We start from the raw sequence: 25,734 nt of genomic DNA, 5'->3' as shown, positions 1-25,734 counted from the left end.
TGGGTTGGTTCAACCCCACCCACCCTCCCAACTCCCGCGTAAGCACACGCGGATGACTTTCCGCAACCGAGTCGCCACACCGCGCACTCGCCCTGTAGCGTGCGCAGCAACAAGCAACCCCCGCCGGTGCGCCAACACCGAAACGGGGGTCTGACCACCAAGATCGCTGATGAACGAGGACGATCCAGTGGCTGACGCCAACACTATCGCTGCCCCGCGCCCCTACGACCCCCCAATGGCCTCACCCGGCTACGGAAAGAAACCCGCACCGGACCAGGCGCCGCGCAAAGCCGACACCTTCGCCCATCTGCCCGCGCGCGAGGCGTACATCGCTTCCCACATCGACCGTCTGCCCGAGGGCGCGGCCATGGACGTGAAGACGCTGGCCAAGGAGCTGCCGTACGGCCAGCAAGCCATCGGCACGGCGCTCAACACGCTCTCCGCAGCCGGGCACCTGCGCCGTGAGCGCGAAACGGTCGGCGACGGCCGTACGCAGTGGGTGTTCCGCTCGTACTTCTCCCGCACGCCTCGCAGCGACGCCTGGTGGGCGCAGCACCTGAAGGGCGACGTCCCGCAGAAAGCAGACACCCCGAAGCCCCCCGCGCAGCCCCGCACCCGAGCCCCCCGTTCCGAGGCGTACGAGACGCTCGCCGCCCTCGGCCGCACGGACGCCCGTATGACGCTCTCGGCATCCGAGTGCGAGGAGCTGGAACCGCTCGCGGCGGAGTGGCTGGCGCGGGGCGTACCGCGAGAGCACATCGTCCGGGCCCTCACGACGGACTTGCCGGAGAACGTCCACGTCCCGGGGGCCTTCGCCCGTAGGCGCCTGAGGGACAAGATGCCACCGGAACCGCTGCCCGAGCAGGCCCCCACCCCGATCCGGCGCCGCATGATGGAGTGCACCAACTGCGGCACACCGGGTCTCCCGGAAGCGCTCTCCGGCGGCCTGTGCCGCCCCTGCCACGGCGAACACACCGCGCACCGCCAGGCCGCCGAGCCACCACCAGTCGACGTCCGTTCCCGCGCGGCGGCCGTACGGGCGGCCAGCCGGGCTGGCCGGGATGCGTTCCTCACGATGAAAAGACGGTGAAACCGGACTTGCGGCAAGTGCCGGGTCGTCCCGCAGAATCGGCGGCACCAAGCCGGATCTACAGACTGAGAGTCGTGAGATGCGCGTTTTATTGGTGGCGTACGGGTCGCGCGGGGACGTAGAACCGTTGGTGGGACTCGCGGTGCGGTTGCGGGCACTTGGCGCGGAGGTGCAGGTGTGCGCGCCGCCGGACTTCGCGGAGTTGCTGGACGGGGCCGGTCTGCCGCTGGTGCCGCTCGGCCCGTCGATACGCGAGCTGGCGACCGCGGAGGCGACGGGAGAGATTCCGCCGCTGGCGGAGAGCCTGCCCCCGCTCGCGGCCGCGTTGACCGCCATGGCGTACGACGCGGTCGCCTCGGTGGCCGAGGGATGTGACGCGGTGGTGGGGACCGGCATCTTCCCGGCTCCGGCCGCCGCGCGGACGGTGGCGGAGGGACTGGGCATCCCCTATGTGTTCGTGGCCTACTTCCCGACCTACCTGCCGTCGCCGCACCACCCGCCGTTCGAGCTGCCGGGCCGGCCGTTCCCGCCGGGCGTGACCGACAACCGGGCGCTGTGGGACCTGGACGTCGAGACCATGAACGTGGTGTTCGGTACGGGTCTCAACGCCCACCGGGCGTCGATCGGCCTGCCGCCGGTGGACGACTTCCGCGACTACGTCCTGACCGGCCGCCCGTGGCTGGCGGCGGACCCGGTTCTCGGCCCGTGGCAGGAGCCGGCGGACCTCGAGGTCGTACAGACCGGCGCGTGGATCCGGGAGGACGAACGCCCGCTCCCGGCCGAGGTGGAGGCGTTCCTGGGCTCCGGCACACCGCCGGTGTACGTGGGCTTCGGCAGCACGCCCATGCGCGACTCGGAGGACGTCACCCGGGCGGCCGTCGAGGCGGTCCGCGCACAGGGCTGCCGCGTACTCCTCTCCCGCGGCTGGGCCGACCTGGCCCTGATCGACGACCAGGACGACTGCTTGGCCATCGGCGAGGTCAACCAGCAGGCGCTGTTCCCGAGGGTGGCCGCCGTCGTGCACCACGGCGGCGCGGGCACCACGACGACGGCCGCGCGTGCGGGTGCGCCGCAGGTGGTGGTCCCCCAGATGGGTGACCAGCCGTACTGGGCCGGCCGCGTGGCTGAGCTGGGCATCGGCGCGGCGCACGACGGTCCGGTTCCGACCACGGAGTCCCTGTCGGTCGCGCTCAAGACGGCCCTGACCTCCGAGACCCGCGCACGGGCGGCCGCCGTGGCCGGCACGATCCGCACCGACGGGGCGGAGGTGGCCGCGAAGCTGCTGCTCGATACGGTCGGCTGAGAGAGGCCGCCGGTGTCCGCGCGCACCACGCGGGATCACCCGGGCCAGGGGGAGTTCCTACTCACCGCCGCCCTCCGCCAGGGTGTGGGCGACAAGGGCGTTGGCGTGACCGTGCCCCAGGCCGTGCTCGGTCTTGAGCCAGGCGACCAGCTCCATGTGCTTGGCCAGAGGCGACGCACGGATGAGGTCCTTCCACTCCGCTATCGGCCGGCCGTACTTCTTCTCGATCGACGGGAAATAGCTGGCGGGGCCCTTCACGGTTTCAGTCATGGCCGCAGTCTGGCACCCGCCACTGACAACGGAGCCCGCCCGCGCTCGCCGCCTCATGCGGTGAGCGTGAACTCCTCGACCAGCTTGACGAATTCGTCCTCCTTCTCGAAGAACGCGACGTGCCCGGCGTCGATCTCGGCGTACGTGCTGTTCTCGATCGCGGCGTGCAGGAGGCGGCTGTTCTCGACCGGAACGGTGACGTCCTGGGTGCAGCCGATGACGAGGGTCGGGGCCTTCACCCGCGGCAGGAGGTCGCGGATGTCGACGCGGAGGTCGAGGTCGACGTGGCGCAGGGTGCCGGGGGTGGGCGGCATGTTGGGGATGAGGAGTTCGACCTGGTCGCGGCCGATCGCGTTGAGGAAGCCGCGGCTGAAGCCGGTCATGGCGACGTGGCGGCCGAAGGCGGCCGGGTCGGAGGTGCCGATCCGCTGCCACAGGGTGAAGAAGTTGCGCAGGTACTCGTCGCCGTCGGTGTGGGCCCATCCGGCGAGCAGGATCAGCCGGCGCACGAGGTCGGGACGGAGGGCGGCGACGGCCGCGGAGACCGTGGCGCCCATGGAGAAGCCCAGCAGGTCCACCGGGCCCTCGCCCGCGTCCTCGATGACGGCGATGACCTGCGCGGCCAGGCCCTCCACGGTCAGCGGGGCGCCGTCGTCCGTGGTGCGCTCGGTGCCGGACAGGTCGGGGGTGATCACCGTGTGGCCGGCGGTGAAACGGGGGACGGTGCTGCCCCAGTTCACCGCGGCGCCGCCGGAGCCGGTGCCGTGGACGAGGACGAGGGCGGGGCCCGAGCCGGTGCGCTCGTAGTGGACGCGGGCGTCGGCGACGGTCACGGTGGCGGACACGGCGGCGGACGGGGTGGACGTGGTGGCGGACATGGCTTCTTCTCCTCCTGAGGTGGTGGGCGCCGGGGCGTCCGCTCCGGCAACGCCCACACTTCCGCCTGGTCAGCGGGGGCGGGAGAGCCCCGTCGACCCTGGGACCGGGAGTCCCTGGATACGTCGCGTACCCCTCCGGCAGGATGATCTCCATGACGATCGACCGCCGTGAGCTCGCCGACTTCCTCCGCCGTTCGCGCGAGCGGGTGCGCCCGCAGGACGCGGGGCTCGTCGCGGGGCCCAGGCGGCGCACACCGGGGCTGCGGCGCGAGGAGGTCGCCCACCTCGCGGGCATGTCGGCCGACTACCTGATCAGGCTGGAGCAGGCCCGGGGCCCGCAGCCGTCGCCGCAGATGCTCGCCGCGCTCGCCCGGGCCCTGCGGCTCAGCGACGACGAGCGCGACCACCTCCACCTGCTCGCCGGGCACCGCCCGCCCGCCGGGCGCGTCGCGGGCGACCAGGTCAGCGCCGGCCTGCTGCACCTGCTGGACCAGTTGCCCGGCACCCCGGCCCAGGTGATCAGTGACCTGGGCGACGTCCTGGCCCAGAACGACATGGCCCGGTCGCTGCTGGGCGGGGTGTGCACGGTGTCCGAGCACGGCCGCAACGTCGTCTGGCGCTGGTTCGCCGACCCGGCCGCCCGCGACGCGTACCCGGCCGAGGAACACGACCACTACAGCCGCGTCCACGTCGCGGACCTGCGGGCCGCCGTGGGCCGCCGGGCCGGGGACCCGGCCGCCACCCGGCTGGTGGAGCGGCTGCGGGGCGCCAGCGAGGAGTTCGCGGCCCTGTGGGAGCTGCACGAGGTCGCCGTGCGCCGCCGCAGTCGCATGCGCGTGCTCCACTCGGTGATCGGCCCGGTGGACCTCGACTGCCAGGTGCTCCTCGCCCCGGAGGGCGACCAGCGCGTCGTCCTGCTCACCCCGCCGCCCGGCACGGACACGGCCGACCGCCTCGCGCTGCTCCGGGTCGTCGGCACCGAGCAGTTCACGCCCGCCGGCTGAGGCCCGGGCGGCCGCCGTCACCCGTTCGAAGGCGCAGGGGCTGCGCCGCACCGGCCCGGCGTGTGGGATGGGCGGGAGAGCTCGCCCTGGCCACAGAACGGGACAGTGATCGCCATGGGGTGCGAGGCCAACCTTCCCCCTCCTCTCCTCCCCCGCCGGGTGACGCGCCCCTTCGACCTGCCCTTCGCAGCGAGGACCGACGTCGAACGGCACCGCGCCGCCGCGCACTCCCGCTCCTGGATGCACCGGATGGGCCTGCTGCCCGACGGGCGCGCCCGGCACCGCGACGACCGCCACGACCGGCCCGACATGCCGCTGTGGGCCGCCTCCGTCTTCGGCGACGCCACCGGCCCCGACCTCGACCTCTGCTCCGACCACGCCTGCTGGTGGGCGCACCTGGACGAGCTGCTCGACGGTCCCGTCGGGCACGACGCGGTACGGGTGCGGCGCCTGGTCGCGGACCTGGTCGCCGTGGTGACCGGCGGGGTACCGGGAGGCGCCGTACCCGCCGCCGAGCCCGTGGTGGCCGCGCTCGCCGACCTGTGGGCGAGGGAGCGCCAGGGCATGTCACCGGCCTGGCGGGCCCGCGCGGTCGGCCACTGGGCGGGCTTCCTCCATACGTGCGCCATCGCCTCCGACCACCGCCACCACCGCCACCGGCCCGGCCGGCGCACCGCCCTGGGCATCGAGGACTATCTGCAACTGCGCGCCATCTCGGGCGTGGTGTGGGTGATCCTGGACTTCGCCGAGCGCGTCGGCCACTACGAGGTCCCGCCGGACATCCTGGAGAGCGCCCCCATGCAGGCCATGCGCCGCATCACGGCCCGCGTCACCGGCCTCACCCAGGACGTCCGCTCCCTCCCCGAGGAGGAGGCGGCCGGCGACCCGGACAACATGGTCCTCGTCCTCCAGGCCCAGGGCCTCACCCGCGAGCAGGCGATCAACCACGTCCACGCCGTCCTCCGCGAACAGACCGCGACCTTCCTGACGGAAGAGGCCCACATCCCCCGCCTGTGCGACCGCCTGTCCGTACCCCAGCGCGAACGCGCCCGCGTCTACCAGCACATCGCCGACATGCGCGCCATCATGCGCGGCAGCCACGACTTCTGTCTGACGGGCCGCCGCAGCGTCCGTGGCGGGAACAACGAACTCCGCTGCGTCCGCTTCTGATCCGCTTCTGATCCGCTTCTGATCCGCTTCCGATCCGCCCGCCTGCCCGCCCGAAATGGCTTCGACAACTCCCCGCGCGCCGGGTCACGATCACTCCATGACGAGCCTGAGCAACCGCGCCGAGCAAGCCGTCCGCATCGCCGTCGAGGCGGGCCGGCGGCTGGGGCTGCGCGCCGACGAGCCCCGGGTGCTGCACGACGTCTTCAACGTCCTGGTCCATCTCGCGCCCGACCCGGTCGTCGTGCGCGTACCGTCCCTGACCCTCATGGGCGCCGACGCTCTGGTGGCGAAGCAGCGGCGCGAGCTCGCCGTGGCGGGCTGGCTGGCGGACGCGGGGGCGCCGGTGGTGGGGCCGAGCCCGCTGGTGCCGCGGGAGCCGGTGGAGTGCGAGGGCCGCTCGCTGACGTTCTGGGAGTTCGTCGACGAGGTCGACCCCATCGCGGAGGCGATCGCGTCCGACCCGCAGGCCCTCGAGGACCGCTTCACCGAACAGACCGGCTGGGCCGCCGGCCTGCACGCCGCGCTCGCCGGCTACCCCGGCGAGCTGCCGACGCTCTCCCCGCTGGTGCCCGCCATAGGCGAAGCGCTGACCGAACTGGCCCGGCAGCGGCCCGAGTTCCTCACCGCCGAGGACCTCGACCGGGCCGGGCGCGAGTACGCGGCCCTCGAAGCCCTCGTGCGCGACTTCCCCGCGTACTTCCCCGGGGCCCGGCTGCAGGCCCTGCACGGCGACTCCCCCGCGTACAACCTCCTGCGCACCGCCACCGGGCACCTCTTCAGCGACTTCGAGGACGTCACGCGCGGCCCGGTCGAGTGGGACCTGACCCTCGTCGGCCCGCGCGCCGTCGAGGAGTACGAGCGCGCCTGCGGCACCCGGGTCGACCGCGCCCTCCTGGAGGTCATGGAGGGAGCGCGGCTGCTGCAGGTGGTGAGCGCGCTGGCCGCCGTGCCGCTGATGCCCGAGCTGGGGCCGATGCTCGAACCCGCCGTGGCCCAGTGGCGCGCCCGCACCCCGCTCACGCTGCCGGCCTCGGGCTGACCCGTCAGCTGTCCGTCCGGCTGTCTGTCCGGCTATCTGTCCGGCTGTCTCCCCGGCGGCCGAAGTGCACGGTCTTCGCCGTCAGCAGGAACAGGTCCGCCCGCCGGTCGACCCCCGCCGGGTCGGCCGGGTCGAGCAGCCGGTCCAGCGTCGCCAGGTCCTCGGCGTCCAGGTCCTCGGTGAGCGTCTTGCGGTGCCGCTCCAGCGCCTGCCGCACCGACTGCCGGGGGCCGTCCGCCAGCGGAGCGGGGTGGTCCACGAGGAAGGTCCGGCTGCGTACGTCGGTGAGGCCCGCGGCGCGCAGCATGCCGGGCCAGTCCTCGACCACCGCCACGGTCCCGGGCAGTTCGGCCCGCATCCGGCTGAAGCGCTCCGCCATCGCCGCGGCCAGCCGGTCCTGCAGTCCGGGCCGCCCGAAGCCCAGGTCACGGGGCAGCCAGTGGGGCGGCAGGCCGCCCTCGACGATCGCCAGGTGACCGCCGGGCTCCAGCAGCCCGGCCAGCCGGTCCAGCGCGTCCTGCTGGTCGCCCACGTGGTGCACGACCTGCCCCGACCAGATCAGGTCCGCCGGGCCCAGGTCCGCGAGCCCCTCCGGGAATTCGGCCACGTGGGTCCGCAGCCGGACGCCGAGCCGGTGGGCCCGCCGCCCGGCCCGCTCCAGCAGCTCGGGCGAGCCGTCCACCGCGGTGACCTCGGCCTGCGGGAACGTCTGCGCCAGGCGGCAGGCCGCGACGCCCGGGCCGCTGCCGATGTCCAGGATCCGCCGGGGGGTGAGGTGGGCCAGCTCCTCGAAGGCCTGCCGCACGTAGGGGCTGTGGGTCTCGCCCTCGCGCTCGAGCATGTCGGCCATCGCGGCCCAGTCGAAATCGTTCATCGCACCTGTTCCCGTTCCAGTCGCTCGTCGCCTGCTGTGAGCCGACGATGCGCCCGGACGGGGGCGGCTGCCAAAGGTTCTTGCGGTTTCCGCAAAAAGCGGCCGGCAGGGGTGGGCGTTCAGGAAGGGCGCCCGGGCTGGTCGCCCTCGCCCGCCATGACGTAGGCACCGCCTTCGAGCCGCTCGACCAGCCCGCGCGTCCACTGCGCGCCGCTGTCCGCGGTGTGCAGCCACATCCCCATGATCTCGCCGATGTGGCCCCAGTCCTCGCCCTCCGCCGGGGTCCAGCGCCGGCGGATGTCGTCGCGCCACTCCTCCAGCCCGGCCAGCCGCTCCTTGAGCAGGGCGATCGCCTCCGCGCGCGGCAGGTCGACGATGAAGCCGACGCCGGCCGTGAGGACGTCGACCTTCTGGTCGACGGAGGAGAGCGCCTCCCGCAGCAGCCGCAGATACTCCCGCTCCCCCGCCCCGGTCAGCTCGTACTCCGTACGCGGCGGGCCGCCCGCCTCGCTCGGCGCGACGTCGTGCGCGATGAGCAGGCCTTGCCCGGCCATGGCCTTGAGCGCGTGGTAGATCGACCCCGGCTTGGCGTTGGACCACTCGTCCGCGCCCCAGAACTCCAGGTCGCCGCGGACCTGGTACCCGTGGGCCCGCCCGTGCCGGCGGACCGCGCCCAGCACCAGCAGCCGGATGGCCGACATCTTCTGCCTCAGCCTCCTCTAGCCATGACCTTGCTGAGGCTGTCAAGCCTAGGCGCCGGTGCCGCGCTCCTCGTCCACCAGCCCGAAGGCGGTCCTGCCGTCGAGCGACTCGCGGATGACGTCGGCGTGGCCCGCGTGCCGGGCGATCTCCTCGATGAGGTGCAGCAGCACCCAGCGCATCGACACCCGCGAGGACGGCGGGAACCAGGGCGCCTCGGGCAGCGCGAAGGTGTCCTCCAGGCTGGGGACCGAACGGATGAACTCCTCCGTCTCGGCGGCGGTCTTCTCCCAGAGGGCGAGCTGCCCGGCGACGCTCTCGCCCTCCAGCAGCAGAAAGCTTTCACCCCAGCTTTCGGGCGTGCGGTCGGTGTCCTCCGGCCGCCCCTGGGCCAGGCGCAGCCAGGTGAGCTCGGCGTCCGCCACGTGCTTGAGCAGCCCGCCCAGCGACAGCTCGCTCGCGCTCGGCTTCCGCCGCACCTGCTCCTCCGTCAGGCCGAGGACGGACCGGCGGATCGCACCGCGCTGCGCCTCCAGGAAGTCCAGCAGGGTGCCGCGCTCGTCGGAGGTGCTCTTCTCGATCACGTGGATGGGCATGGGATCCGCCTTTCGCCGTCGTCGTCCGAACACGTCCAACGGTAGGACGGGGGTAGGTCAATTGCTGTCCTATATCCCTCCGGAATCGCGTCCTCAGAAGGGAAATCTGCTCCGCCCGTGCTGGATAGATATCCACTTGGTCGTGGTGAACGCCTCCACCATCGAATCGCCGTTCAGCCGGCCCACCCCCGAGTGCTTCTCGCCCCCGAACGGCACGATGGCCTCGTCGTGCACCGTCCCGTCGTTGACGTGCACCATCCCCGTCTCGATGCGCTTGGCGACGCGTACGCCCCGCTCCACGTCGCCGGTGTGCACGGCGCCGCTCAGGCCGTACGGCGTGCCGTTGGCGAGCCGGATCGCCTCCTCCTCGCCGTCGAAGGGGATGATCAGCGCGACCGGGCCGAAGATCTCCTGGCCCAGGATCGGCGAGTCGTCCGCCAGGCCGGTGAGCACGGACGGGCCGACCAGGGTGCCCTCCGTCCGGCCGCGTACGAGCGCGGTGGCGCCGTCCGCGACGGTCTGCTCCACGAGCGTGGTGATCGCCTCCGCCTGGCCGGCGTTGATGAGGGGGCCGATGTGCGTAGCCGGGTCACCGGGGTCGCCGACCTTCAGGGTGCGCACCTTGGCGACGAACTTCTCCGTGAATTCACGCTCCACCGACCGGTCGACCAGCACGCGGTTGGCGGCCATGCAGACCTGGCCTTGGTGGATGAAACGGCTGAAAACCGCGGCGTCCACGGCGTAGTCGAGGTCGGCGTCGTCGAGGACGATCAGCGCGCTGTTGCCGCCGAGCTCGAGGATGGTGCGCTTGAAGTGGGAGGCGGCGACGGTGGCGACGTGGCGGCCGACCTTGTCGGAGCCGGTGAAGGAGATCACCTTCGGCACGGGGTGCTCGATGAGCGCGTCGCCGATCTCGGCTATGTCGGTGACGACGACGTTCAGCAGCCCGCCGGGCAGCCCCGCCTCCTCCAGCACCTTCGCCACCAGCCCGCCGCCGCATATCGGGGTGTTCTGGTGCGGCTTGAGGACGACGGCGTTGCCGAGGGCGAGCGCCGGCGCGACGGACTTGATCGACAGTAAGAAGGGGAAGTTGAACGGGCTGATCACTCCGACGACCCCGACCGGCACCCGGTAGAGACGGTTCTCCTTGGTGTCGTCCGGGGAGGGCAGGATCCGCCCCTCGGCGCGCAGCGCGAGGTGGATCGCCTCCCGCAGGAACTCACGGGCCAGGTGCAGCTCGAAGGCGGCCTTGAGCGCCGTGCCGCCGCACTCCGCCGTGATGGCGGCCGTCAGCTCGGCCTCGCGGTCGTCGATGATGCGCACCGCCCGCTCGAAGACGAGCCGGCGGGTGTACGGGTTGGTGGCGGCCCACGCGGGCTGGGCGCGCTCGGCGGCGCGGTAGGCGTCGTCGATCTCCTTCGCGCTGGCCACGGTGATGGAGGCGAGCTTCTCCCCGTCGTAGGGGTTGAAGTCCACGATGTCCCAGGAGCCGCTGCCGGCCCGCCACTCACCGTCGATGTACTGGTGGGCGAGCTCGCTGAAGAGGGAGTCGTATGTGCCGGGGCCGCTGCCCGGTCCGGTGCCGTAGGACATGCTGCGCCATCCTGTCTGCGAAAGGCGGGGCGCCCGTGGCGCCCGTAATGATGTGGGTGCGCGTGCTTACTCCTGATGCGACGTCATCGTACTGATGTGTCAGCGGAGTTGAAGGAGGCGCACGATGAGATCGCGGCTCCTGGCCGGGGACAGGCTGTCGGCGTGCAGCCGCTCCATGACCCGCTCGTACTGCGCGACGTCCTCGGATTTGTCCAGGTAGAGGGCGCTGGTGAGCTGCTCCAGGTACACCACGTCGGACAGGTCCGACTCGGGGAAGCGCAGCATGGTGAAGGCGCCGCTCTCGCCCGCGTGTCCGCCGTGCGCGAAGGGCATCACCTGCAGCGTGACGTTGGCCTGCTCGGAGATGTCGATGAGGTGCTGGAGCTGATCGCGCATGACCGTTTCGCCACCGTACGGGCGGTGCAGTGCCGCCTCGTCCAGGACGGCGTGGAACCGTGGCGCACGCTCGGAGAACAGCAGCTTCTGGCGCTCCATGCGCAGCGAGACGCGCCGCTCGACCTCGGCCTCGTCCGCCTGGGGCTGGCCGCGCACGACGACGGCGTGGGCGTAGCCCTCGGTCTGGAGCAGGCCGTGCACGAACTGCACCTCGTAGATCGAGATGTGCGAGGCGGCGCCCTCCAGGCCCACATAGGTCTGGAACCAGCTGGGCAGCACGTCGCCGTAGCTGTGCCACCAGCCCGCGACATTGGCCTCGCGGGCCAGACCGAGCAGCGCCTCGCGCTCGGCGCCGTCGGTGACTCCGTAGAGCGTGAGGAGGTCCTCCACATCACGCGCCTTGAAGCTCACGCGGCCCAACTCCATACGGCTGATCTTCGACTCGGACGCACGGATCGAGTACCCGGCTGCCTCGCGCGTGATGCCACGCGACTCGCGCAGCCGCCTGAGCTGCGAGCCCAGGAGTATGCGTCGCACCACCGAACCGCTCGACTCGTTCGTGGCCATCTCTGCGACCCTTCCTCTTCCGGTCCTGTTCCGGTCTTGTCTGTTCCGCACCCTTCTGAGGGCGACCCCCGCTACCCCCGGCGCCGAAGTCTGCCATCTTCGGGCTCCGTTGAGTGCATGTCCGGTTACGCAGACAAGCCAACTGCCGGAGCGCTACGGCAGAGGGCGTAGGGAGAATTGCTCCCCAACCACCTTGTGCGCCCCCAAATCCCCCCCGTGCACGTGCATCTGCCCTTGCATCCGCCCCGCGCATTGGCAACCATGGAGCTCGCACACGTGCACGTCACGTCCTCGATTGCCAGGAGTGCCTCGGATGGGTACCGAAGGATCGACTGTGCTCTCTCCCTTATGGAGAGGGTTGTCCCCGATCGACTCATCCACCGTCCCCCACTCCGCGTCCTGTGCGCTGCCGCCGCGCTTCGAAGCGGTCAGGAGCGCCCGGAAGTTCACCAGCACCACGCTCCATCAGTGGGATCTGGGAGGACTCTTCGACGACGTCGCGCTGGTCGTCTCCGAACTGGTGACGAACTCGATGCGCTACGCCGTACCGACGGAGCTCGTCGGCACGGAGTACGAACCATCCGTACGTCTGCACCTGATGCGCTGGACGTCGCGGTTGGTGTGTGCGGTACGCGACCCAAGTGAGGCGGGGCCGGTCTCGGGGGAGGCCGCCGCGGGGGATGAGTGCGGGCGCGGGCTGTTCCTGGTGGAGTCGTTCAGCGACGCGTGGGGCTGGCACCCCCTGGCGGGTGCGCTGCACGGCAAGGTCGTCTGGGCGCTGTTCCGCCTGCCGCGCGACTGACGACACCGCCGGGGACGACAGCCCGCGCCCGCACGACAGCCCGTACCTACGCGCGAGTCGCGCCCCGACCATCGGACTATTCGCAGATCAGGTAGTCGAATTCGCCGTCCTTGATTCCCAGGAGCATCGCCTCGATCTCGGCGGGGGTGTACACCAGCGCCGGACCGTCGGGATGACGGGAGTTGCGCACGGCGACCCCACCTCCCGGCAGCTTCGCGAACTCCACGCAGGAGCCCTGGGAGTTGGAGTGCCGGCTCTTTCGCCAGACGACATCATCGATGTCCGAGGCGGCCATGCCGTTGTACGCCTGGGGCACTGGACTCTCCCGGATCATTGCAGGGGGCATCCTCTCCCAGAACACGGTTTCGAGGATGGCAACTGCTCCGGATCATAGCCGCGTTCATGTGCCTCTGCATGAGCCGATGCACGTGCACTCAGGGTGTTCCCGCCACTACATCACGACTTCTTCCCGGAAGGGGAACCTCCAGAGGAATAGGGCAGCAGGGCCATCTCCCGGGCATTCTTGATCGCCCGCGTCAGCTGCCGCTGCTGCTGCACGGAGACCCGTGTCACCCGGCGGCTGCGGATCTTCCCCCGGTCGGAAATGAACTTCCGCAGCAGGTCGGTGTCCTTGTAGTCGATGACGGTGATTCCCGCCGCGTCCAGGGGATTCGGTCGCGGCTTGAGGTTCTTGCGGTGATCGGGGCGGCGGCTCATGGGCCAAAAATCCTTTCGGGGCGTCAGGAAACCGGATCGAGAAGTACGTCGAATGCGGTGGACAGCCGTCGCCAGGAGTCCGGCCCGCCCTCGTATTCGGCGTCGGTGAGCAGGCACGATTCCAGGAGCGTGCGCAGCCCCCGGGCGTCCAGCCCGGGCGAGGTGAAGGTCAGGTACTGACCGCGGTCACCGTGCTCCGGGTGCCAGTCCAGCGCCGCGGCCACGCGGCGCTCCGCGGGCACCATCTCCCAGGCCGCGTCCGGCAGCGCGGCCAGCCACGGGCCGGCGTTCTCCACGCACAGGGCGCCGCCCGCCGCGTCCCAGGACAGCAGCGTGTCCGGCCGGTCCGCGAGCCAGAAGCGGCCCCTGCTGCGCGCCGCCGCGCACGTCAGGTCCTCCAGGGCCGCGTACAGCCGCCCGGGGTGGAACGGGCGCCTGCCGCGCCATACGAGCGTGGCGACGCCGTCCGCGTCCGCCTCCTGCGGCAGCAGCGCGCAGGCGGGGTGCTGCCGCGCCGCGGCCGCCTCGACGTCGAAGCCGGCGACGGCTGCGGCCGCCAGGTCGACGGAGTCGACCGAGACCTGCCGGGCGCCCGGGGTGAGCTGGGCGAGCAGCGCGTGGTCGGCGGCGTCGGCCCGCCCGGCCCCCTCGGCCTCCGCGGCTTCGGCCACGGCCAGGACGGAGGCGTACTCCAACTGCCGGGCGAAGGTGTCCCCGACCGTGCGCTGGTCGGTCACGGCGGCCGCCAGGCCGGCCTCGGCGAGGTCGTCGCCGTTGGCGAGCACCGGCAGGACCAGCACCGGGTCGACGGCCGTGAACACGCCCGTCAGCGTGGCCTCGTCGCCGCAGTGGGCGGTCACGACCTCGGCCATGGCCTTGGGCTCGACGGAGTCCCAGAGCTCGACGACGGCGAGCCGGCACAGCCCGGACGCGGCGAGCCGCTCCAGCTCGGGCACCAGGTCCTCGCGCAGCGCGCAGCAGGCGCAGTCGTTGACCAGGGGCGCCTCGCCCTGGTCGAGGAGGCCGGAGGCGTCCCATACGGTCCGGCGGACCGTACCGGCGGTGGCGGTGGACAGGTCGTGGTGCAGCGCGACGCTGCCCGGCACGGTGTGCAGCAGCCGCTCGACGGCGGCCCTGCGGGCGTCGGCGTGCAGTCCGCCGACGAGGACGACGGGCAGGGCGCGCGTCGCGGACATCAGCGGCCGCCCTCGCGCTTGCCGTAGCGCCGTTCGAAGCGCTCCACGCGGCCCGCGGTGTCCATGACGCGGGCGGTGCCCGTGTAGAAGGGGTGGCTCGCCGAGGAGATCTCGACGTCGATGACGGGATAGGTGTTGCCGTCCTCCCACTCGACCGTCTTGTCACTGGTGGCGGTCGAGCGGGTGAGGAAGGCGAACCCGGCGGCGCGGTCGCGGAAGACGACGGGGCCGTACGGCGGGTGGATTCCGGGCTTCATGACGGTCAGCGCTCCTCTCGGAAGACCACGTGGCGCGCGACGACCGGGTCGTACTTGCGCAGTTCCATTCGGTCGGGGTCGTTACGGCGGTTCTTGCGGGTCACGTAGGTGTATCCGGTCCCGGCGGTGGACCGGAGCTTGACGACGGGACGTAGTTCGTTGCGAGCCATGGGGGCTACTATACAGAAATGGTTTCCATTTTCATTAGGAGGTGCACGGCATGAGCGCCCACTGCCAACTGACCGGCCGCGAGCCGGGCTTCGGCAACACCGTCTCCCACTCGCACCGGCGTACCAGCCGCCGCTTCGACCCCAACGTCCAGCGCAAGCGCTACTGGCTCCCGAGCGAGGGGCGCCACGTCCGCCTCAGGCTGAGCGCGAAGGGGATCAAGACCGTGGACCGGATCGGCATCGAGGCCGCGGTGGCCCGCATCCGCGCCCGAGGGGGGAACGTCTGATGGCGAAGAAGAGCAAGATCGCGAAGAACGAGCAGCGCCGTCTGACGGTCGCCCGCTACGCGGCCCGCCGGGCCCTGCTCAAGGCGATCGTCCGCGACCCGCACACCCCCCACGCCGAGCGCGAGGCCGCCCAGCGCGAGCTGTGCCGCCAGCCGCGCGACGCCAGCGCCACGCGCGTCCGCAACCGCGACACCGTGGACGGCCGCCCGCGCGGCTACTTCCGCGCGTTCGGCCTCTCCCGCGTCAACCTCCGCGAACAGGCACACGCGGGCTGTCTGCCGGGGGTCCGGAAGTCGAGCTGGTAGCCCTTACGCCTGCCGCCGGCACCGCCGGACCCCGCCGCGAGGGCGCACAAGCCCCACGGCCCGTCCCGGCGGTGCCGGGCCGGGCTCAGCGCCTGGCGGCCCCGGGCCGCTAGGCCGGGACCAGGAGGAGGTCGTCCGCGTAGCACCACGCCCAGTCCTCGCCCGGTTCGAAGGACCGGGCGAGATCGTGGCCGGGCTCGGCCTTCGCGTGCGCGCTCGCGTGCCGGTTCGGGGAGCTGTCGCAGCAGCCCACGTGGCCGCACACCAGGCACTCGCGCAGGTGCACCCAGGTGGACCCGATCCGCAGGCAGTCCTCGCAGCCTTCCGTCGTGCTCGGCGTCACCTCGCGCGCTTCGCCCAGATGGGCGCAGCCGCGATCGGCCGGACGGCCCTCGACGTCGGCGGCGACCTGCCAGGTCAGTGGCTCGCTCATACCTTCGAGCGTAGGCCCGCGAACGCCCGCACGCGCGCCGAAAGCCGAGGTCAGCGCGATTGTCAGACCCTGATGGCAGACTCACTTCCGTGATCCGGGGAGCGGAGACGGGCGACGGGGGTGTTCGTCTCCGCCCCGGAGCACGAATCGGCCGGGCGCGCCGGGCGGCGGCGGGCAGCGGCGGCCCGAGCCCTGACGCAGCGTCATGTCGGCACTCCCTCGTGCGGCGCATTCCAGCGGGCAGCACGGCGCGCCTCCTTGCACGATGGCGGAAGGACCGCCAGTGGACGGTCCTTCCGCCGCACCCCCCAGGGCAGGGACCACCATGACCCTCAATCTCGATCAGCTGAGCCGCTGCACCGTCGCCGTCGACCTCGGAGCGGCCAGGACGCGCGTCTATCTGAAGGACACGGGCCTGGTCGTGGACGAACCGAGTCTGGCCGCGGTCAATACCCGCACGGGCTCGCTGATCGCGGTCGGTGAGCTCGCGGGAGGCATGGCCGGCCGTACGCCGGGCCACATCCGCGTCGTACGCCCCATCTCCGGCGGCACGGTCGTCGACATCGAGATGGCCCAGCGCATGCTGCGCTTCCTCGTCGACGACAAGATCCGCCGGGCCTGGCGGCGCAAGCCGCTGCTGCGCGCCGCCGTCTGCCTGCCGCACGACGCGGAGCCGATCGCCCAGCGCGCCGCCGTCGAGGTGCTCAGCGCGCTCGGCGCGCGCCGCGTCGAGCTGGTCGACACCCTCATCGCGGCCGCCGTCGGCTGCGGACTGCCGGTCGAGCAGCCGGAGGCGACGATGATCGTGGTGTGCGGGGCGGCGTCCACACAGGTCGCGGTCCTGTCGATCGGCTCGATCGTCGCGGCGGAGAAGGTGCAGGTCGGCGGCGACGCCATCGACTACGCCGTCATCCAGCACCTGCGCAGCGAGTACGAACTGATGCTGCCCTCCCAGGGCCTGCACCCCCTGCACCTGGCCCTCTTCGACCGCTCCGGTAGCGGCACGGAGGCGGAGGTGCGCGGCCGGGACGTGGCGACGGGCCTGTCCCGTACGGTCCTGGTGAACACCGCCCACGTCCGCGAGGCCATCCACACCCCGCTCACCGCCGTGCTCGACGCCATCGGGCGCGTGCTGCGCGAGTGCCCGCCCGACCTGGTGGCCGATCTCGCGGAGCGCGGGGTCATGCTGGCGGGCGGCTCCGCGATGCTGCCCGGCCTGGACACGATGATCGAAGAAGGCACCGGCATGTTCGTGCGCATCGCCGAACAGCCCGATGTCTGTTCCGTGATCGGGCTGGGCGCAATGATCGAGGGAAAGATCAAGCCACTTCATCTGGATCCGATGGCGAGCTGAATCAGGTCTGCATCAGGTCGGCCGACACCTTGGGAACTTCTTTACCCCCCGGAACAGTTCTCCCGGTGCACCCCTATTTCACCAAGGAGATACACGCACATGGCGCTCTGGGACCGGCTCAAGGATTCGGCGACGACGATGCAGGGCCAGCTGGTAGCCAAGAAGAACGACCTGAAGAGCGGCGGATTCCGTGACGCGAGCATGGCAATGTGCGCTCTGGTCGCGGCGGCTGACGGTTCGATCGACGCCTCCGAGCGGCAGCGCGTCGCCGCGCTGATCGCCACCAACGACGTTCTGCAGAACTTCCCCGCCGACGACCTGCAGGCGCGTTTCAACGACTATTGCCAGAAGTTGACGACCGATTTCGCCTTCGGCAAGGTCAGCATCCTGCAGACCATCGGCAAGGTGCAGAAGAAGCCGACCGAGGCGCGTGCCGTCATCCAGATCGGCATTGTCATCGGCGGCGCCGACGGCGACTTCGACAAGACCGAACAGGCCGTCGTCCGCGAGGCCTGCTTCGCCCTCGGCATCAACCCGGCCGAATTCGATCTGTGAGTTCCCCCGGCGACGTCATCGGCCGACTGACTGATCAAGCCATTGATCAGGCCACCGATCCTTTCGGAACCGGCCGGTAATCGTCTGCCCGGGCGGCGCGGCGGGCGCAGGTCACCCCGGTCCGTACGAGGTGACCTGCGCCCGCCCCCGCGGGCCCCCCGGCGCGTCCGCGGACCGCCGTGTCCGAGGCGACCGCCTTGCCACGCGCCGCGGTCCCACAGCAGATTGTGGGCCCATGATTGACGGGCAAGGGCAAGGGCATCGCCCCGTTGCGGGCGGCTTCACCTATCTCCCGGCGGACCGTGAACTGATCGTGGTCGCGCATCCCGACGCCGCACTGCGCGCGGACCCCGCGGGCGTACGCTCCGCGACCGGCACCGACACCTCGCCGCTGAACCGCTTCCTGACCGACGAACGGCTCACGCTGGAGCCCCTCTTCGGGTACGGGCCCGGGGGCGCCGCGGGCGACGAACTCCGGCGGCACCTGGCGTTGTTCCACCGCGTACGGGGCGTGGAACGCCACCACGACGAGCTCGCCGCCCGGCTGACCGCACTGCCCGGCGTCGACGGCGCGTACGTCAAACCCGGGGCCCTGCCCGCCCACGGCCCCGACGTCCCCGGCCACCCGCATCCCCACACCCACCCTCCCGGCCGTCCCCGCCGTGCCACGGCGACCGCCGCGGCCGACGCCCCCGCGGCCCGCCGCACCCCGGACTTCACACCCCGCCAGGGCTATCTGGCCCCCGCGCCGGAGGGCGTCGACGCACGCTGGGCCTGGGCGCAGCCGGGCGGCACGGGCGAGGGCGTGGGCGTCGTCGCCGTGGAGGGCGCCTGGCGGCTCGGCCACGCGGACCTGGGGCGCAAACTCGCGGGCATCGTCGCCGGCACCCCGCTGGAGGACCCGGCGTGGCGCAATCACGGCACGAACGCCCTCGGGGTCGTCGGCGGCGACCGCACCGGCCGCGGCATCACCGGCATCGCCCCCGGCGCGCTGACCGCCGCCGCGGCCTTCCCCGGCATCGGCTCCGCCCGCGCCCTGCGGGCCGCGGCCGACCGGCTCCCGCCGGGCGGGCTCGTCCTGCTCGCACTGCACCGGCCCGGCCCCCGGTTCGGCTACTGCGACCGCGACGACCAGCGCGGCTGCGTCCCCCTCGAATGGTGGCCGGACGACTTCGCGGCCGTCCGCTACGCCACGGCCAGGGGCGTCGTGGTCGTGGCGGCCGCCGGCAACGGCGGGGAGTGCCTGGACGACCCCCTGTACGAGGCGCGGCCGGACGGCTTCCCGTCCTGGTGGCGCAACCCGTTCGGCCCCGGCGGCCCGTCCTCCGGCGCGGTCCTCGTGGGCGCGGGCGCCCCGCCGCCGGGCACGCACGGGCGGGACCACGGCCCCGACCGCTCGCGGCTCGCCTTCTCCAACTTCGGGGCGCGGCTGGACGCCCAGGGCTGGGGCGTGGAGGTCACGACGGCGGGCGGGTACGGGGAGGGGGCCGGCGACCTCCAGGGCGGCGCCGAGGAGGACGCCTGGTACACGGACGTCTTCTGCGGCACATCGGCGGCCTCGGCAATCGTGGTGGGGGCGCTGGCATCGGTCCAGGGGGCGCTCAGGGCGGCCGGCCGGGAGCCGCTGACCGCCGAACGGGCCCGCGAGGTGCTGCGGACGACCGGCACGCCGCAGCAGGGCGCACCGGGCCGCCCCGCGTCCCAGCGGATCGGCAACCGCCCGGACGTCCGCGCGGCCGTCGGCCGGCTGCTGCCCTCACCGGTCGCCTCCGGCACCGCCGAACGCCTGTGGGACGAGCTCATCCCGTACCCGCCCGAGCGCCCGCCCCAGCTCCGGCTGTTCGTGGCCGGCGCCTGGCGCGGCCTCGACAGCCCGGACCCGGCCGTACGGCAGGCGGTGCACACCGCCTTCGCGGGCGGCCGGGCCGCCGGGAGCGTACGGGTCTGGTACGCGGACGACCGGGTCGTGGGCCTGGTCGTCACCGACAGCCCGTAGCGGGCGGCCGGCGAGGGTGGGCGCGCGGCCCGGCGGCGGCCGCTACGGGGCGGACCGCCGCCGTACGGGCCGCCACAGGGCGGGCCCGTACCCCGGGAGCCCGCCCGTGCCCGCAGCGGCTCCCGGGAGCGGGTGGCGGCCCTCAGGCGGGCAGCGGAACCGACTCGCGGGCCGCGCGGTCGCGGCCGGGGCCCGGGCCCGTCCACCGGCCGAGGGCGATCTCGGCGGTGATGCCCGGACCGAACCCGGCGATGATGCCGCGGGCGTCGTGGTCGGCGCCGCCGTCCACGAAGAGCCGCTCGAGGGCGTCGAAGATGACCGCGCTGGCGATGTTGCCGCGCTCGGTCAGCGTCTCCCTGCTGTAGCGGAACGTCTCCGGCGCCAGCCCCAGATAGCGGCTGAGGTCGTCCAGGATGCGCGGGCCACCGGCGTGCACGATGTAGAAGTCGAGCTCGGAGACGTCCCACTGGTACGGCTCCGCCATGTCGCGCATGGCGGGCGCGAGCATCGCCATCGTCCCCGGGACGCGCTTGTCCAGGATGAAGTGGAAGCCGGTCTCCCGGACCCCGTAGGAGATCCACTCCTCGGTGTCGGGCACCAGGTGCGAGCCGTTGCGCTCGATCCGCACGCCCGTCCCGCCCTCGCCACGCACCACGGCGGCGGCCAGGGCGTCGCCGAAGAGCCCGTTGGAGAGCAGGTTGCCCACGCCCAGGTCGGTGGGCTGGTAGAGCAGCGAGCAGAATTCGCACGCCACGATCAGCACATTGGACTCCGGGTAGGCCTGACAGAAGTCGTGCGCCCGGTTGATGGCCGCACCGCCGGCCGCACAGCCGAGCTGTGCGATCGGCAACTGCCGGGTCTCGTTGCGGAAGTCCATGGTGTTGATCAGCCACGCGGTCATCGACGGCATCATGAAGCCCGTGCACGACACATAGACGATGAGGTCGATGTCGCGCGGCGTCAGCTCGGCGTGGTCCAGCGCCCGCCGGACGACGTCGGGCACCCGTGCCTTGGCCTCGCGTTCGTAACGGGCGTTCCGTACGGTGAAGCCGGGATGCTTGAGCGTGTCTTCGATCGGTTGAACGAGGTGTCGTTTCTGCACCCCGGTGTTGCCGATCAGCCGGAGCGCGAGCTCCAGCTGAGGATGATCGCCGTGGAGCGTGCGTGCGAGGTGGAGAGTCTCTTCCCTCGTGATCACATGCTCCGGGACGGCGATGGCCGGTCTGCACAGTGTCGCCATGACGGCCTCCCAGTCGCGTCGGTTCTCGATGCCCAGGGCCGCCGAAAAGGCGCGCCAGCTTATGTCCAGTGCATGCCGCATTGGGAAGCGCGCCACACCTATGCTCGGAAAGTTCACCCGAAGAGCGGACTTTTCCCCTCAAACTGAACTGACGTCCGTCGAACGCCATGGAAAGTCCACAGGAAATCCCCAGGAATGCCATGGAAAGCACATGGTTGCGGCACATACGGGACGGAATGCACGCTTTCGTCCCCCGCGGACGGAACCGGCCCGGAGGGCCCCTCGCAAGCGCTCCTCGCGACCCCGCGGCCACCCCCGCGCCGGGCGCCGCCCCGCGCTCCCCGGGCGCGCGCCGTGCTGGCACACTGCACAGTCATGACCAGCACGAGAAATCATCTCCTTTCCGGCAAAGTGACCTTTATCAGCGGCGCCAGCAGCGGCATAGGCGCCGCCGCGGCCCGCGTGTTCGCACGGGAGGGCGCGACGGTCGTCCTGGCCGCCCGCCGGGAGGACCGGCTGACCGCCCTCACCGAGGAGCTGACCGCCGCGGGCGCCGAGGCCGCGTACGTCGTCGCCGACGTCACCAAGGCCGAAGACGCCCGGCGGGCGGTGGAGTTCGCGGTCGAGCGGTACGGACGGCTGGACGCGGCCTTCAACAACGCCGGCATCGGCGGCGACCGCACCCCCATGCACCTCATGGGCGACGACGTCTACGACACGATCATGGAGACCAACGTCCGCGGCATGTGGAACTGCATGCGCCCCGAGCTGGCCGCGATGCTCGCGAGCGGGGGCGGCGCCATCGTCAACAACAGCAGCGTCGCCGGCCTCGTCGCCATCCCCTCCGCCGCGCCCTACATCGCCTCCAAGCACGCCGTCGTCGGGCTGACCCGGGCCGCGGCCGACGAGTACGCCAAGCAGGGCATCAGGGTCAACGCGGTGGCGCCCGGCACCACGCGCAGCGAGATCACCGCCGACTGGTTCGCGCGCAACCCGGGCCTGGAGGACATGGTCAACGCGATGACGCCGCAGGCCCGCACGGCCGACCCGGAGGAGATCGCCGAGGCGGCGGCCTGGCTGCTCAGCGACCGCTCGCCCTTCCTCACCGGCGTGGTGATGCCCGTGGACGGCGGCTTCGTCAACCAGTGACGCGCGGCGCGGCCCGTCCGCGCCGGCCCACCGCTCAGCGCAACAGCCCCCGCACGCCTATCCGGAAGGCCACCTCCGCGTTCTGCACCCCGGTGACCTCGACGGCGGCGTGGCCGGGGGCGCCGGCGGGCAGCACGACCGCGTCCAGCCTGCAGGGCGCGTCGAACTCCACGTACCGGCTGTAGGACGTGGTCACGGCGGTCGGCACCAGGATCCCGGGCGAGACGACCGCCTGGGCGGCCTGGCCGGCGGCGGTGAGCAGGGCCAGCCCCGGCACATGGTCGACGGGATGGTCGAACATGACCTTGTTCCCCACGTCGTTGCGCAGCAGCCAGCTCCCGGGCCGCCCGGCGGCCGCCAGCACGACCTCCGAGGCCGTCAGGCAGCCGACGCTCGCCGCCGGCACCGGCGGCGGCACCTCCCACTCGCCCCAGGCGGGCGACAGATACGCCCCGCGCAGCCTCCGATAGACGCCGGGGGAAATCCAGGACGAACGCGAGTGCGCGCGGATCACCGTATGGTCGCCCTGCCGGACGGTGAAATCCATCGTTTCGGCCCCGAGCGGGCGATCACCGCACCCATTCCGCGCCGTTGAACACCTCAGATCCACGGTGAGACGCAACGGCCCATTCCCGGCCGTGGACAGGGTCGGGTCAATGCTGTAGTTAAGGTTCCGCAACAGCGACTGATGATCAAGAGGAACCCCGAACTCGGCATGGGAAATGGCAAGTCCGCACTGCCGGACCGTCTGTGCGGCCAGCACGGGATCGGGCCGGCTGCCCGATGTGCTGCCCGGCCACTCGACGGCGAGCGTGAATTCGGCGGGGCCCCGGCGGACCCAGTCGGTGACGAGCACGGATTCCTCGTCGCGGAAGTGGACGAGCTCCTTGGCAACCCGCGTCCCGCCCAGGCCAGGGGCCGGTACGGAGGGCGGCACAGGCGCTTTGGCAGGCGAATCCACGAGCACCCGCCCGGAGTCCGGCACGGGCGCCGGCACTGCCAGCGGGTCGGGGAAGCCCACCGATTTCGGAATTCCGGGCGTCAGCGTGCAGGATTGCTGCACAGTTGCGGACATGATCCCCCCTGGGGCGCCAAGGCGTAGGACTGAGCGAGACAGACACTGGCCGCCAAAGATACCTACCTATTGGTACATTTCAACCGGGGGCCGCTGAAACGAAGGAGGGGTATCCGTGGCGCAGCAGGAGCGCGCAATCCGGACCCGGCAGGTGATTCTGGAAGCCGCCGGAATGGTCTTCGACGAGTGCGGCTACGAAGCGGCCACCATTTCCCAGATCCTTGCGCGGGCCGATGTCACGCGCGGTGCCCTGTACTTCCATTTCAGTTCCAAGGAGGACCTGGCGCGCGGAGTCCTCGGCCAGGCCGTGACGATGGAAGGCGTAGTGCCGCAGCAGTTCAAGTTGCAGGAACTGCTCGACGCCTCACTGCTCCTGGCCTACCGGCTGCCCCGCGAGCCGATGCTGCGCGCCTCGATACGGCTCTCCGTCGACCAGCGGGCGCGTGCCCTCTTCGGCACCAGCTGGCCCGACTGGATCACGGTCGCGGCGGAGCTCCTCTCCGACGCCAAGGGCCGGGGCGAGACGCTGCCGCACGTCGACCCGGTGGAGACCGCCCGCCTGCTCGTGGGCGCCTGGACGGGCGTCCAGCTGATCTCCGAGGCCATGCCGGAGCCCCCCGAGCTGGTCCGCGAGATCTCGCTGCTCTACCAGCTCCTGCTGCCGAACATCGCCGTCCCCACCGTGCTGGCCCGCCTCGACATCTCCCCGGACCGCCCCCTGCGCCTGCGCGCGGAGGCCCCGGAAGCGGCCCACCAGGCCTGATCGACCGCGCCCGACCCGCCGCCCGGGGTCGCACCCCGGGCGGTGCCGCGTCCGGCGATCCGTCCACTGTTCCGGAACACCGAAAAGCCCAGGTCAGTAAGGAACTGACCTGGGCTTCACCGGAGCCGCCTTCGGGATTCGAACCCGAGACCTACGCATTACGAGTGCGTTGCTCTGGCCAACTGAGCTAAGGCGGCGCGCTGCCGGAAACCAAGGTTGGCATCAGCAGCGGGCCCAAGTCTACACAGTTTCCGGGGGTGCTCCGTACACGGTGCTCCGGGAGGGGATCGCGCAGGTCAGGGGCCGGGTCAGGAGCACCTGCGGGAGGCGGGGGGCGGGGTGGCGGTGAGGAGGTAGTCGTTGATCGCGGAGTCCACGCAGGCGCTGCCCCGGTTGTAGGCGGTGTGCCCGTCGCCGTCGTAGGTGAGCAGACGGCCCGAGGAGAGCTGTGCGGCCAGTGAGCGGGCCCAGGGGTAGGGGGTGGCCGGGTCGCGGGTGGTGCCGACGACGAGGATGGGGGCCGCGCCCGGCGCCGTGATGCGGTGGGGGGCGCCGACGGCGGGGACGGGCCAGTATCCGCAGCTCAGAGCGGCCCAGGCGAAGCTCGTGCCGAGCGCCGGGGAGGCCTTCTCGAAGTCGGAGAGGGCGCGGCGGACGCCGGCCGGGCCGCGGAAGGCGGGCGGGAGGTCGAGGCAGTTCACGGCCGAGTTGGCCGGCATGAGGTTGGTGTAGACGCCGCGGTCGCTGCGCTCGTAGTAGGCGTCGGACAGGCTCAGCAGCAGGGCGCCGTCGCCGTTCTGCGCGTTGCGCAGGGCCTTGCGCAGGAGGGGCCAGGACGCCTCGTCGTACATGGCGGAAATCACACCGGTGGTGGCGAGGCTTTCGGTGAGCTCGCGGGATTTGCCGGTGGGAATCGGGCGGCGGTCGAGGGTGGCGAAGAACGACTTGAGCCGGGCGCCGGCGACGTCGGCCCGGCCGCCGCCCTCGATCGGGCAGTCGTCGTGCCGGGCGCAGTCCGCCACGAAGGAGGCGAAGGCGGTCTGGAAGCCCGCCGCCTGTTCGCGGTTGACCCGCTCCGCGCTGAGCGAGGGGTCGAGCGCGCCGTCGAGGACGAGCCGGCCGACCCGCGAGGGGAACAGCCCGGCGTACGTGGCGCCGAGGAAGGTGCCGTACGAGGCGCCGACGTAGTGCAGCCTGTCGTCGCCCAGGGCGGCCCGGAAGACGTCCATGTCGCGGGCGGCCTCGACGGTGGAGACATGCTGGAGCAGCTTCCCGGAGCGGGACGCGCAGGCGCCCGCGAACTTCTTGAAGGCGGCGGTGAGTTCGCCGACCTCCCGCTCGTTGTCCGGGGTCGCGTCGACCTTGGTGAAGGCGTCCATCTCCGCGTCGCTCAGGCAGGTGACGGGCTCGCTCGCGGCCACGCCGCGCGGGTCCATCGCCACCATGTCGTAGCGGGCGCGGACGGGGGCGGGGTAGGCGACGCCCGCGTAGCCCTGGAGGAAGCTGATGGCCGAGCCGCCCGGGCCGCCGGGGTTGACCATGAGCGAGCCCAGGTGCCTGCCGGGGCCGGTCGCCTTCTTGCGGGATACGGCGAGCTTGAGGTCGTCGCCGGCGGAGGGCCGGTCGTAGTCCAGCGGCGCCCGCAGCGTGGCGCACTCGAAGCCGGGGTGCTTGCCCGCGCAGGCGTGCCAGCGGAGCTTCTGTTCGTAGTACGGCTTCAGGGCGGTGGGCACCGCCTCCTCCCCCGCTCTGCCCGACGCGGCCGCGCTCGGCGCCGCGCCTCCCGAGACCGCGGCCGAGATCAGCAGGGCCGCGGTCGCGGCCAGCGTGCCGGAGGTGCGGAGCAGGCGGCGGGTGTCCATAGGCTGGTCCCTCTGGGTGGGAGACAGGTGGGCAGACAGGCATGAGGCACTGATGCGTACGCGGACGCATGTCGCACGCTCGCACACTCGTACG

General features: G+C 72.0%; 29 protein-coding genes and 1 tRNA gene. 13 read left to right on the top strand and 17 right to left on the bottom strand.

The features are described from left to right. Positions 1-235 precede the first annotated feature (235 nt). Together ACIGXW_RS24930 and ACIGXW_RS24925 are read left to right on the top strand one after the other, a co-directional pair. A complete protein-coding gene (locus ACIGXW_RS24930) occupies positions 236-1,090 on the top strand; it encodes a hypothetical protein (RefSeq protein WP_399575065.1) in 855 nt (284 codons plus the stop codon). A gap of 79 nt (positions 1,091-1,169) precedes the next feature. Beyond that, complete coding sequence (locus ACIGXW_RS24925) at positions 1,170-2,393, top strand: glycosyltransferase (protein ID WP_399575064.1); 1,224 nt, start codon at positions 1,170-1,172, stop codon at positions 2,391-2,393. A 57-nt stretch (positions 2,394-2,450) separates the two neighbouring features. Here the strand turns inward: ACIGXW_RS24925 and ACIGXW_RS24920 are convergent, their stop codons facing one another. Both ACIGXW_RS24920 and ACIGXW_RS24915 read right to left on the bottom strand, forming a co-directional pair. Continuing rightward, on the bottom strand, positions 2,451-2,663 hold the full coding sequence (locus ACIGXW_RS24920) for a DUF4287 domain-containing protein (RefSeq protein WP_399575063.1): 213 nt from the start codon (positions 2,661-2,663) through the stop codon (positions 2,451-2,453). 53 nt (positions 2,664-2,716) lie between these two features. Further along, positions 2,717-3,541, bottom strand: a complete 825-nt coding sequence (locus ACIGXW_RS24915) for an alpha/beta fold hydrolase (RefSeq protein ID WP_399575062.1) — start codon at positions 3,539-3,541, stop codon at positions 2,717-2,719. A 143-nt stretch (positions 3,542-3,684) separates the two neighbouring features. Here ACIGXW_RS24915 and ACIGXW_RS24910 point away from each other — a divergent pair, with 143 nt between their 5' ends. The 3 genes from ACIGXW_RS24910 (at position 3,685) to ACIGXW_RS24900 (ending at position 6,754) form a co-directional block, all read left to right on the top strand. Further along, entirely contained in the window at positions 3,685-4,545 is an 861-nt protein-coding gene (locus ACIGXW_RS24910) for a helix-turn-helix transcriptional regulator (RefSeq protein ID WP_399575061.1), read from the top strand. 114 nt (positions 4,546-4,659) lie between these two features. Continuing rightward, positions 4,660-5,715, top strand: a complete 1,056-nt coding sequence (locus tag ACIGXW_RS24905) for a hypothetical protein (protein WP_399575126.1) — start codon at positions 4,660-4,662, stop codon at positions 5,713-5,715. Between the two features lie 97 nt (positions 5,716-5,812). Further along, positions 5,813-6,754 carry a phosphotransferase gene (locus ACIGXW_RS24900; protein ID WP_399575060.1) on the top strand — a complete coding sequence of 314 codons (942 nt, stop codon included), beginning with the start codon at positions 5,813-5,815 and terminating at the stop codon, positions 6,752-6,754. Between the two features lie 4 nt (positions 6,755-6,758). Here ACIGXW_RS24900 and ACIGXW_RS24895 read toward each other — a convergent pair whose 3' ends face one another. From ACIGXW_RS24895 to ACIGXW_RS24875, 5 genes are all read right to left on the bottom strand, one after another. Then, the gene (locus tag ACIGXW_RS24895) at positions 6,759-7,628 is read right to left on the bottom strand and encodes a class I SAM-dependent methyltransferase (RefSeq protein ID WP_399575059.1); all 870 of its coding nucleotides are present in this window, start codon (positions 7,626-7,628) and stop codon (positions 6,759-6,761) included. A gap of 119 nt (positions 7,629-7,747) precedes the next feature. Next, complete coding sequence (locus tag ACIGXW_RS24890) at positions 7,748-8,329, bottom strand: PadR family transcriptional regulator (protein ID WP_399575058.1); 582 nt, start codon at positions 8,327-8,329, stop codon at positions 7,748-7,750. Positions 8,330-8,377: 48 nt separating this feature from the next. Further along, a complete protein-coding gene (locus ACIGXW_RS24885; RefSeq protein WP_399575057.1) occupies positions 8,378-8,923 on the bottom strand; it encodes a DinB family protein in 546 nt (181 codons plus the stop codon). 93 nt (positions 8,924-9,016) lie between these two features. Further along, positions 9,017-10,516 carry an aldehyde dehydrogenase family protein gene (locus ACIGXW_RS24880; protein WP_399575056.1) on the bottom strand — a complete coding sequence of 500 codons (1,500 nt, stop codon included), beginning with the start codon at positions 10,514-10,516 and terminating at the stop codon, positions 9,017-9,019. Between the two features lie 99 nt (positions 10,517-10,615). Next, positions 10,616-11,479: a helix-turn-helix domain-containing protein gene (locus tag ACIGXW_RS24875; RefSeq protein ID WP_399575055.1), complete on the bottom strand. Its 864-nt coding sequence runs from the start codon at positions 11,477-11,479 to the stop codon at positions 10,616-10,618. A gap of 313 nt (positions 11,480-11,792) precedes the next feature. On the opposite strand from ACIGXW_RS24875, the gene ACIGXW_RS24870 reads away from it, so the two are divergent. After that, positions 11,793-12,281, top strand: a complete 489-nt coding sequence (locus tag ACIGXW_RS24870; protein WP_071963838.1) for an ATP-binding protein — start codon at positions 11,793-11,795, stop codon at positions 12,279-12,281. A 76-nt stretch (positions 12,282-12,357) separates the two neighbouring features. Here the strand turns inward: ACIGXW_RS24870 and ACIGXW_RS24865 are convergent, their stop codons facing one another. From ACIGXW_RS24865 to rpmG, 5 genes are all read right to left on the bottom strand, one after another. Continuing rightward, on the bottom strand, positions 12,358-12,597 hold the full coding sequence (locus ACIGXW_RS24865) for a DUF397 domain-containing protein (RefSeq protein WP_104531642.1): 240 nt from the start codon (positions 12,595-12,597) through the stop codon (positions 12,358-12,360). 140 nt (positions 12,598-12,737) lie between these two features. After that, complete coding sequence (gene rpsR / locus ACIGXW_RS24860; protein WP_071963840.1) at positions 12,738-12,998, bottom strand: 30S ribosomal protein S18; 261 nt, start codon at positions 12,996-12,998, stop codon at positions 12,738-12,740. Between the two features lie 23 nt (positions 12,999-13,021). Then, the gene (locus ACIGXW_RS24855; protein WP_399575054.1) at positions 13,022-14,194 is read right to left on the bottom strand and encodes a GTP-binding protein; all 1,173 of its coding nucleotides are present in this window, start codon (positions 14,192-14,194) and stop codon (positions 13,022-13,024) included. Next, the gene (locus ACIGXW_RS24850; RefSeq protein ID WP_071963842.1) at positions 14,194-14,451 is read right to left on the bottom strand and encodes a type B 50S ribosomal protein L31; all 258 of its coding nucleotides are present in this window, start codon (positions 14,449-14,451) and stop codon (positions 14,194-14,196) included. The genes ACIGXW_RS24855 and ACIGXW_RS24850 overlap by 1 nt, the downstream gene beginning before the upstream one ends. 5 nt (positions 14,452-14,456) lie before the next feature. Continuing rightward, positions 14,457-14,621: a 50S ribosomal protein L33 gene (gene rpmG / locus ACIGXW_RS24845; RefSeq protein WP_071963843.1), complete on the bottom strand. Its 165-nt coding sequence runs from the start codon at positions 14,619-14,621 to the stop codon at positions 14,457-14,459. A gap of 50 nt (positions 14,622-14,671) precedes the next feature. Here rpmG and rpmB point away from each other — a divergent pair, with 50 nt between their 5' ends. Together rpmB and rpsN are read left to right on the top strand one after the other, a co-directional pair. Then, positions 14,672-14,908, top strand: a complete 237-nt coding sequence (rpmB, locus tag ACIGXW_RS24840) for a 50S ribosomal protein L28 (RefSeq protein ID WP_399575053.1) — start codon at positions 14,672-14,674, stop codon at positions 14,906-14,908. Beyond that, on the top strand, positions 14,908-15,213 hold the full coding sequence (rpsN, locus tag ACIGXW_RS24835) for a 30S ribosomal protein S14 (RefSeq protein WP_399575052.1): 306 nt from the start codon (positions 14,908-14,910) through the stop codon (positions 15,211-15,213). The genes rpmB and rpsN overlap by 1 nt, the downstream gene beginning before the upstream one ends. Positions 15,214-15,322: 109 nt before the next feature. On the opposite strand, the gene ACIGXW_RS24830 is transcribed toward rpsN, so the two are convergent. Then, positions 15,323-15,646 (bottom strand): UBP-type zinc finger domain-containing protein, encoded by a 324-nt coding sequence (locus ACIGXW_RS24830; protein ID WP_079273994.1) that lies wholly within the window; start codon positions 15,644-15,646, stop codon positions 15,323-15,325. A gap of 325 nt (positions 15,647-15,971) precedes the next feature. Here ACIGXW_RS24830 and ACIGXW_RS24825 point away from each other — a divergent pair, with 325 nt between their 5' ends. From ACIGXW_RS24825 to ACIGXW_RS24815, 3 genes are all read left to right on the top strand, one after another. Continuing rightward, complete coding sequence (locus tag ACIGXW_RS24825) at positions 15,972-17,000, top strand: rod shape-determining protein (RefSeq protein WP_071963845.1); 1,029 nt, start codon at positions 15,972-15,974, stop codon at positions 16,998-17,000. Between the two features lie 99 nt (positions 17,001-17,099). Beyond that, a complete protein-coding gene (locus tag ACIGXW_RS24820; protein WP_071963846.1) occupies positions 17,100-17,555 on the top strand; it encodes a TerB family tellurite resistance protein in 456 nt (151 codons plus the stop codon). 235 nt (positions 17,556-17,790) lie between these two features. Beyond that, positions 17,791-19,551: a S8 family serine peptidase gene (locus tag ACIGXW_RS24815; RefSeq protein ID WP_399575051.1), complete on the top strand. Its 1,761-nt coding sequence runs from the start codon at positions 17,791-17,793 to the stop codon at positions 19,549-19,551. A gap of 142 nt (positions 19,552-19,693) precedes the next feature. Here the strand turns inward: ACIGXW_RS24815 and ACIGXW_RS24810 are convergent, their stop codons facing one another. Beyond that, on the bottom strand, positions 19,694-20,791 hold the full coding sequence (locus ACIGXW_RS24810) for a type III polyketide synthase (RefSeq protein ID WP_071963922.1): 1,098 nt from the start codon (positions 20,789-20,791) through the stop codon (positions 19,694-19,696). Positions 20,792-21,166: 375 nt separating this feature from the next. Here ACIGXW_RS24810 and ACIGXW_RS24805 point away from each other — a divergent pair, with 375 nt between their 5' ends. Beyond that, entirely contained in the window at positions 21,167-21,940 is a 774-nt protein-coding gene (locus ACIGXW_RS24805; protein WP_071963848.1) for a glucose 1-dehydrogenase, read from the top strand. A 34-nt stretch (positions 21,941-21,974) separates the two neighbouring features. Here ACIGXW_RS24805 and ACIGXW_RS24800 read toward each other — a convergent pair whose 3' ends face one another. Next, a complete protein-coding gene (locus ACIGXW_RS24800) occupies positions 21,975-23,015 on the bottom strand; it encodes a ScbA/BarX family gamma-butyrolactone biosynthesis protein (RefSeq protein ID WP_399575050.1) in 1,041 nt (346 codons plus the stop codon). A 115-nt stretch (positions 23,016-23,130) separates the two neighbouring features. Here ACIGXW_RS24800 and ACIGXW_RS24795 point away from each other — a divergent pair, with 115 nt between their 5' ends. Further along, a complete protein-coding gene (locus tag ACIGXW_RS24795) occupies positions 23,131-23,778 on the top strand; it encodes a ScbR family autoregulator-binding transcription factor (RefSeq protein ID WP_071963849.1) in 648 nt (215 codons plus the stop codon). 123 nt (positions 23,779-23,901) lie between these two features. Here ACIGXW_RS24795 and ACIGXW_RS24790 read toward each other — a convergent pair. Continuing rightward, positions 23,902-23,975: transfer RNA gene (locus ACIGXW_RS24790), tRNA-Thr, on the bottom strand. Positions 23,976-24,086: 111 nt separating this feature from the next. After that, a complete protein-coding gene (locus tag ACIGXW_RS24785; protein ID WP_399575049.1) occupies positions 24,087-25,640 on the bottom strand; it encodes an alpha/beta hydrolase in 1,554 nt (517 codons plus the stop codon). Between the last annotated feature and the right edge of the window lie 94 nt (positions 25,641-25,734).

The sequence above is a fragment of the Streptomyces sp. NPDC053079 genome, from assembly GCF_044546695.1.
GTDB lineage: Bacteria > Actinomycetota > Actinomycetes > Streptomycetales > Streptomycetaceae > Streptomyces.
Note: the sequence above shows the minus strand (reverse complement) of the source record. Positions and strands in the feature narration are given on the sequence as shown.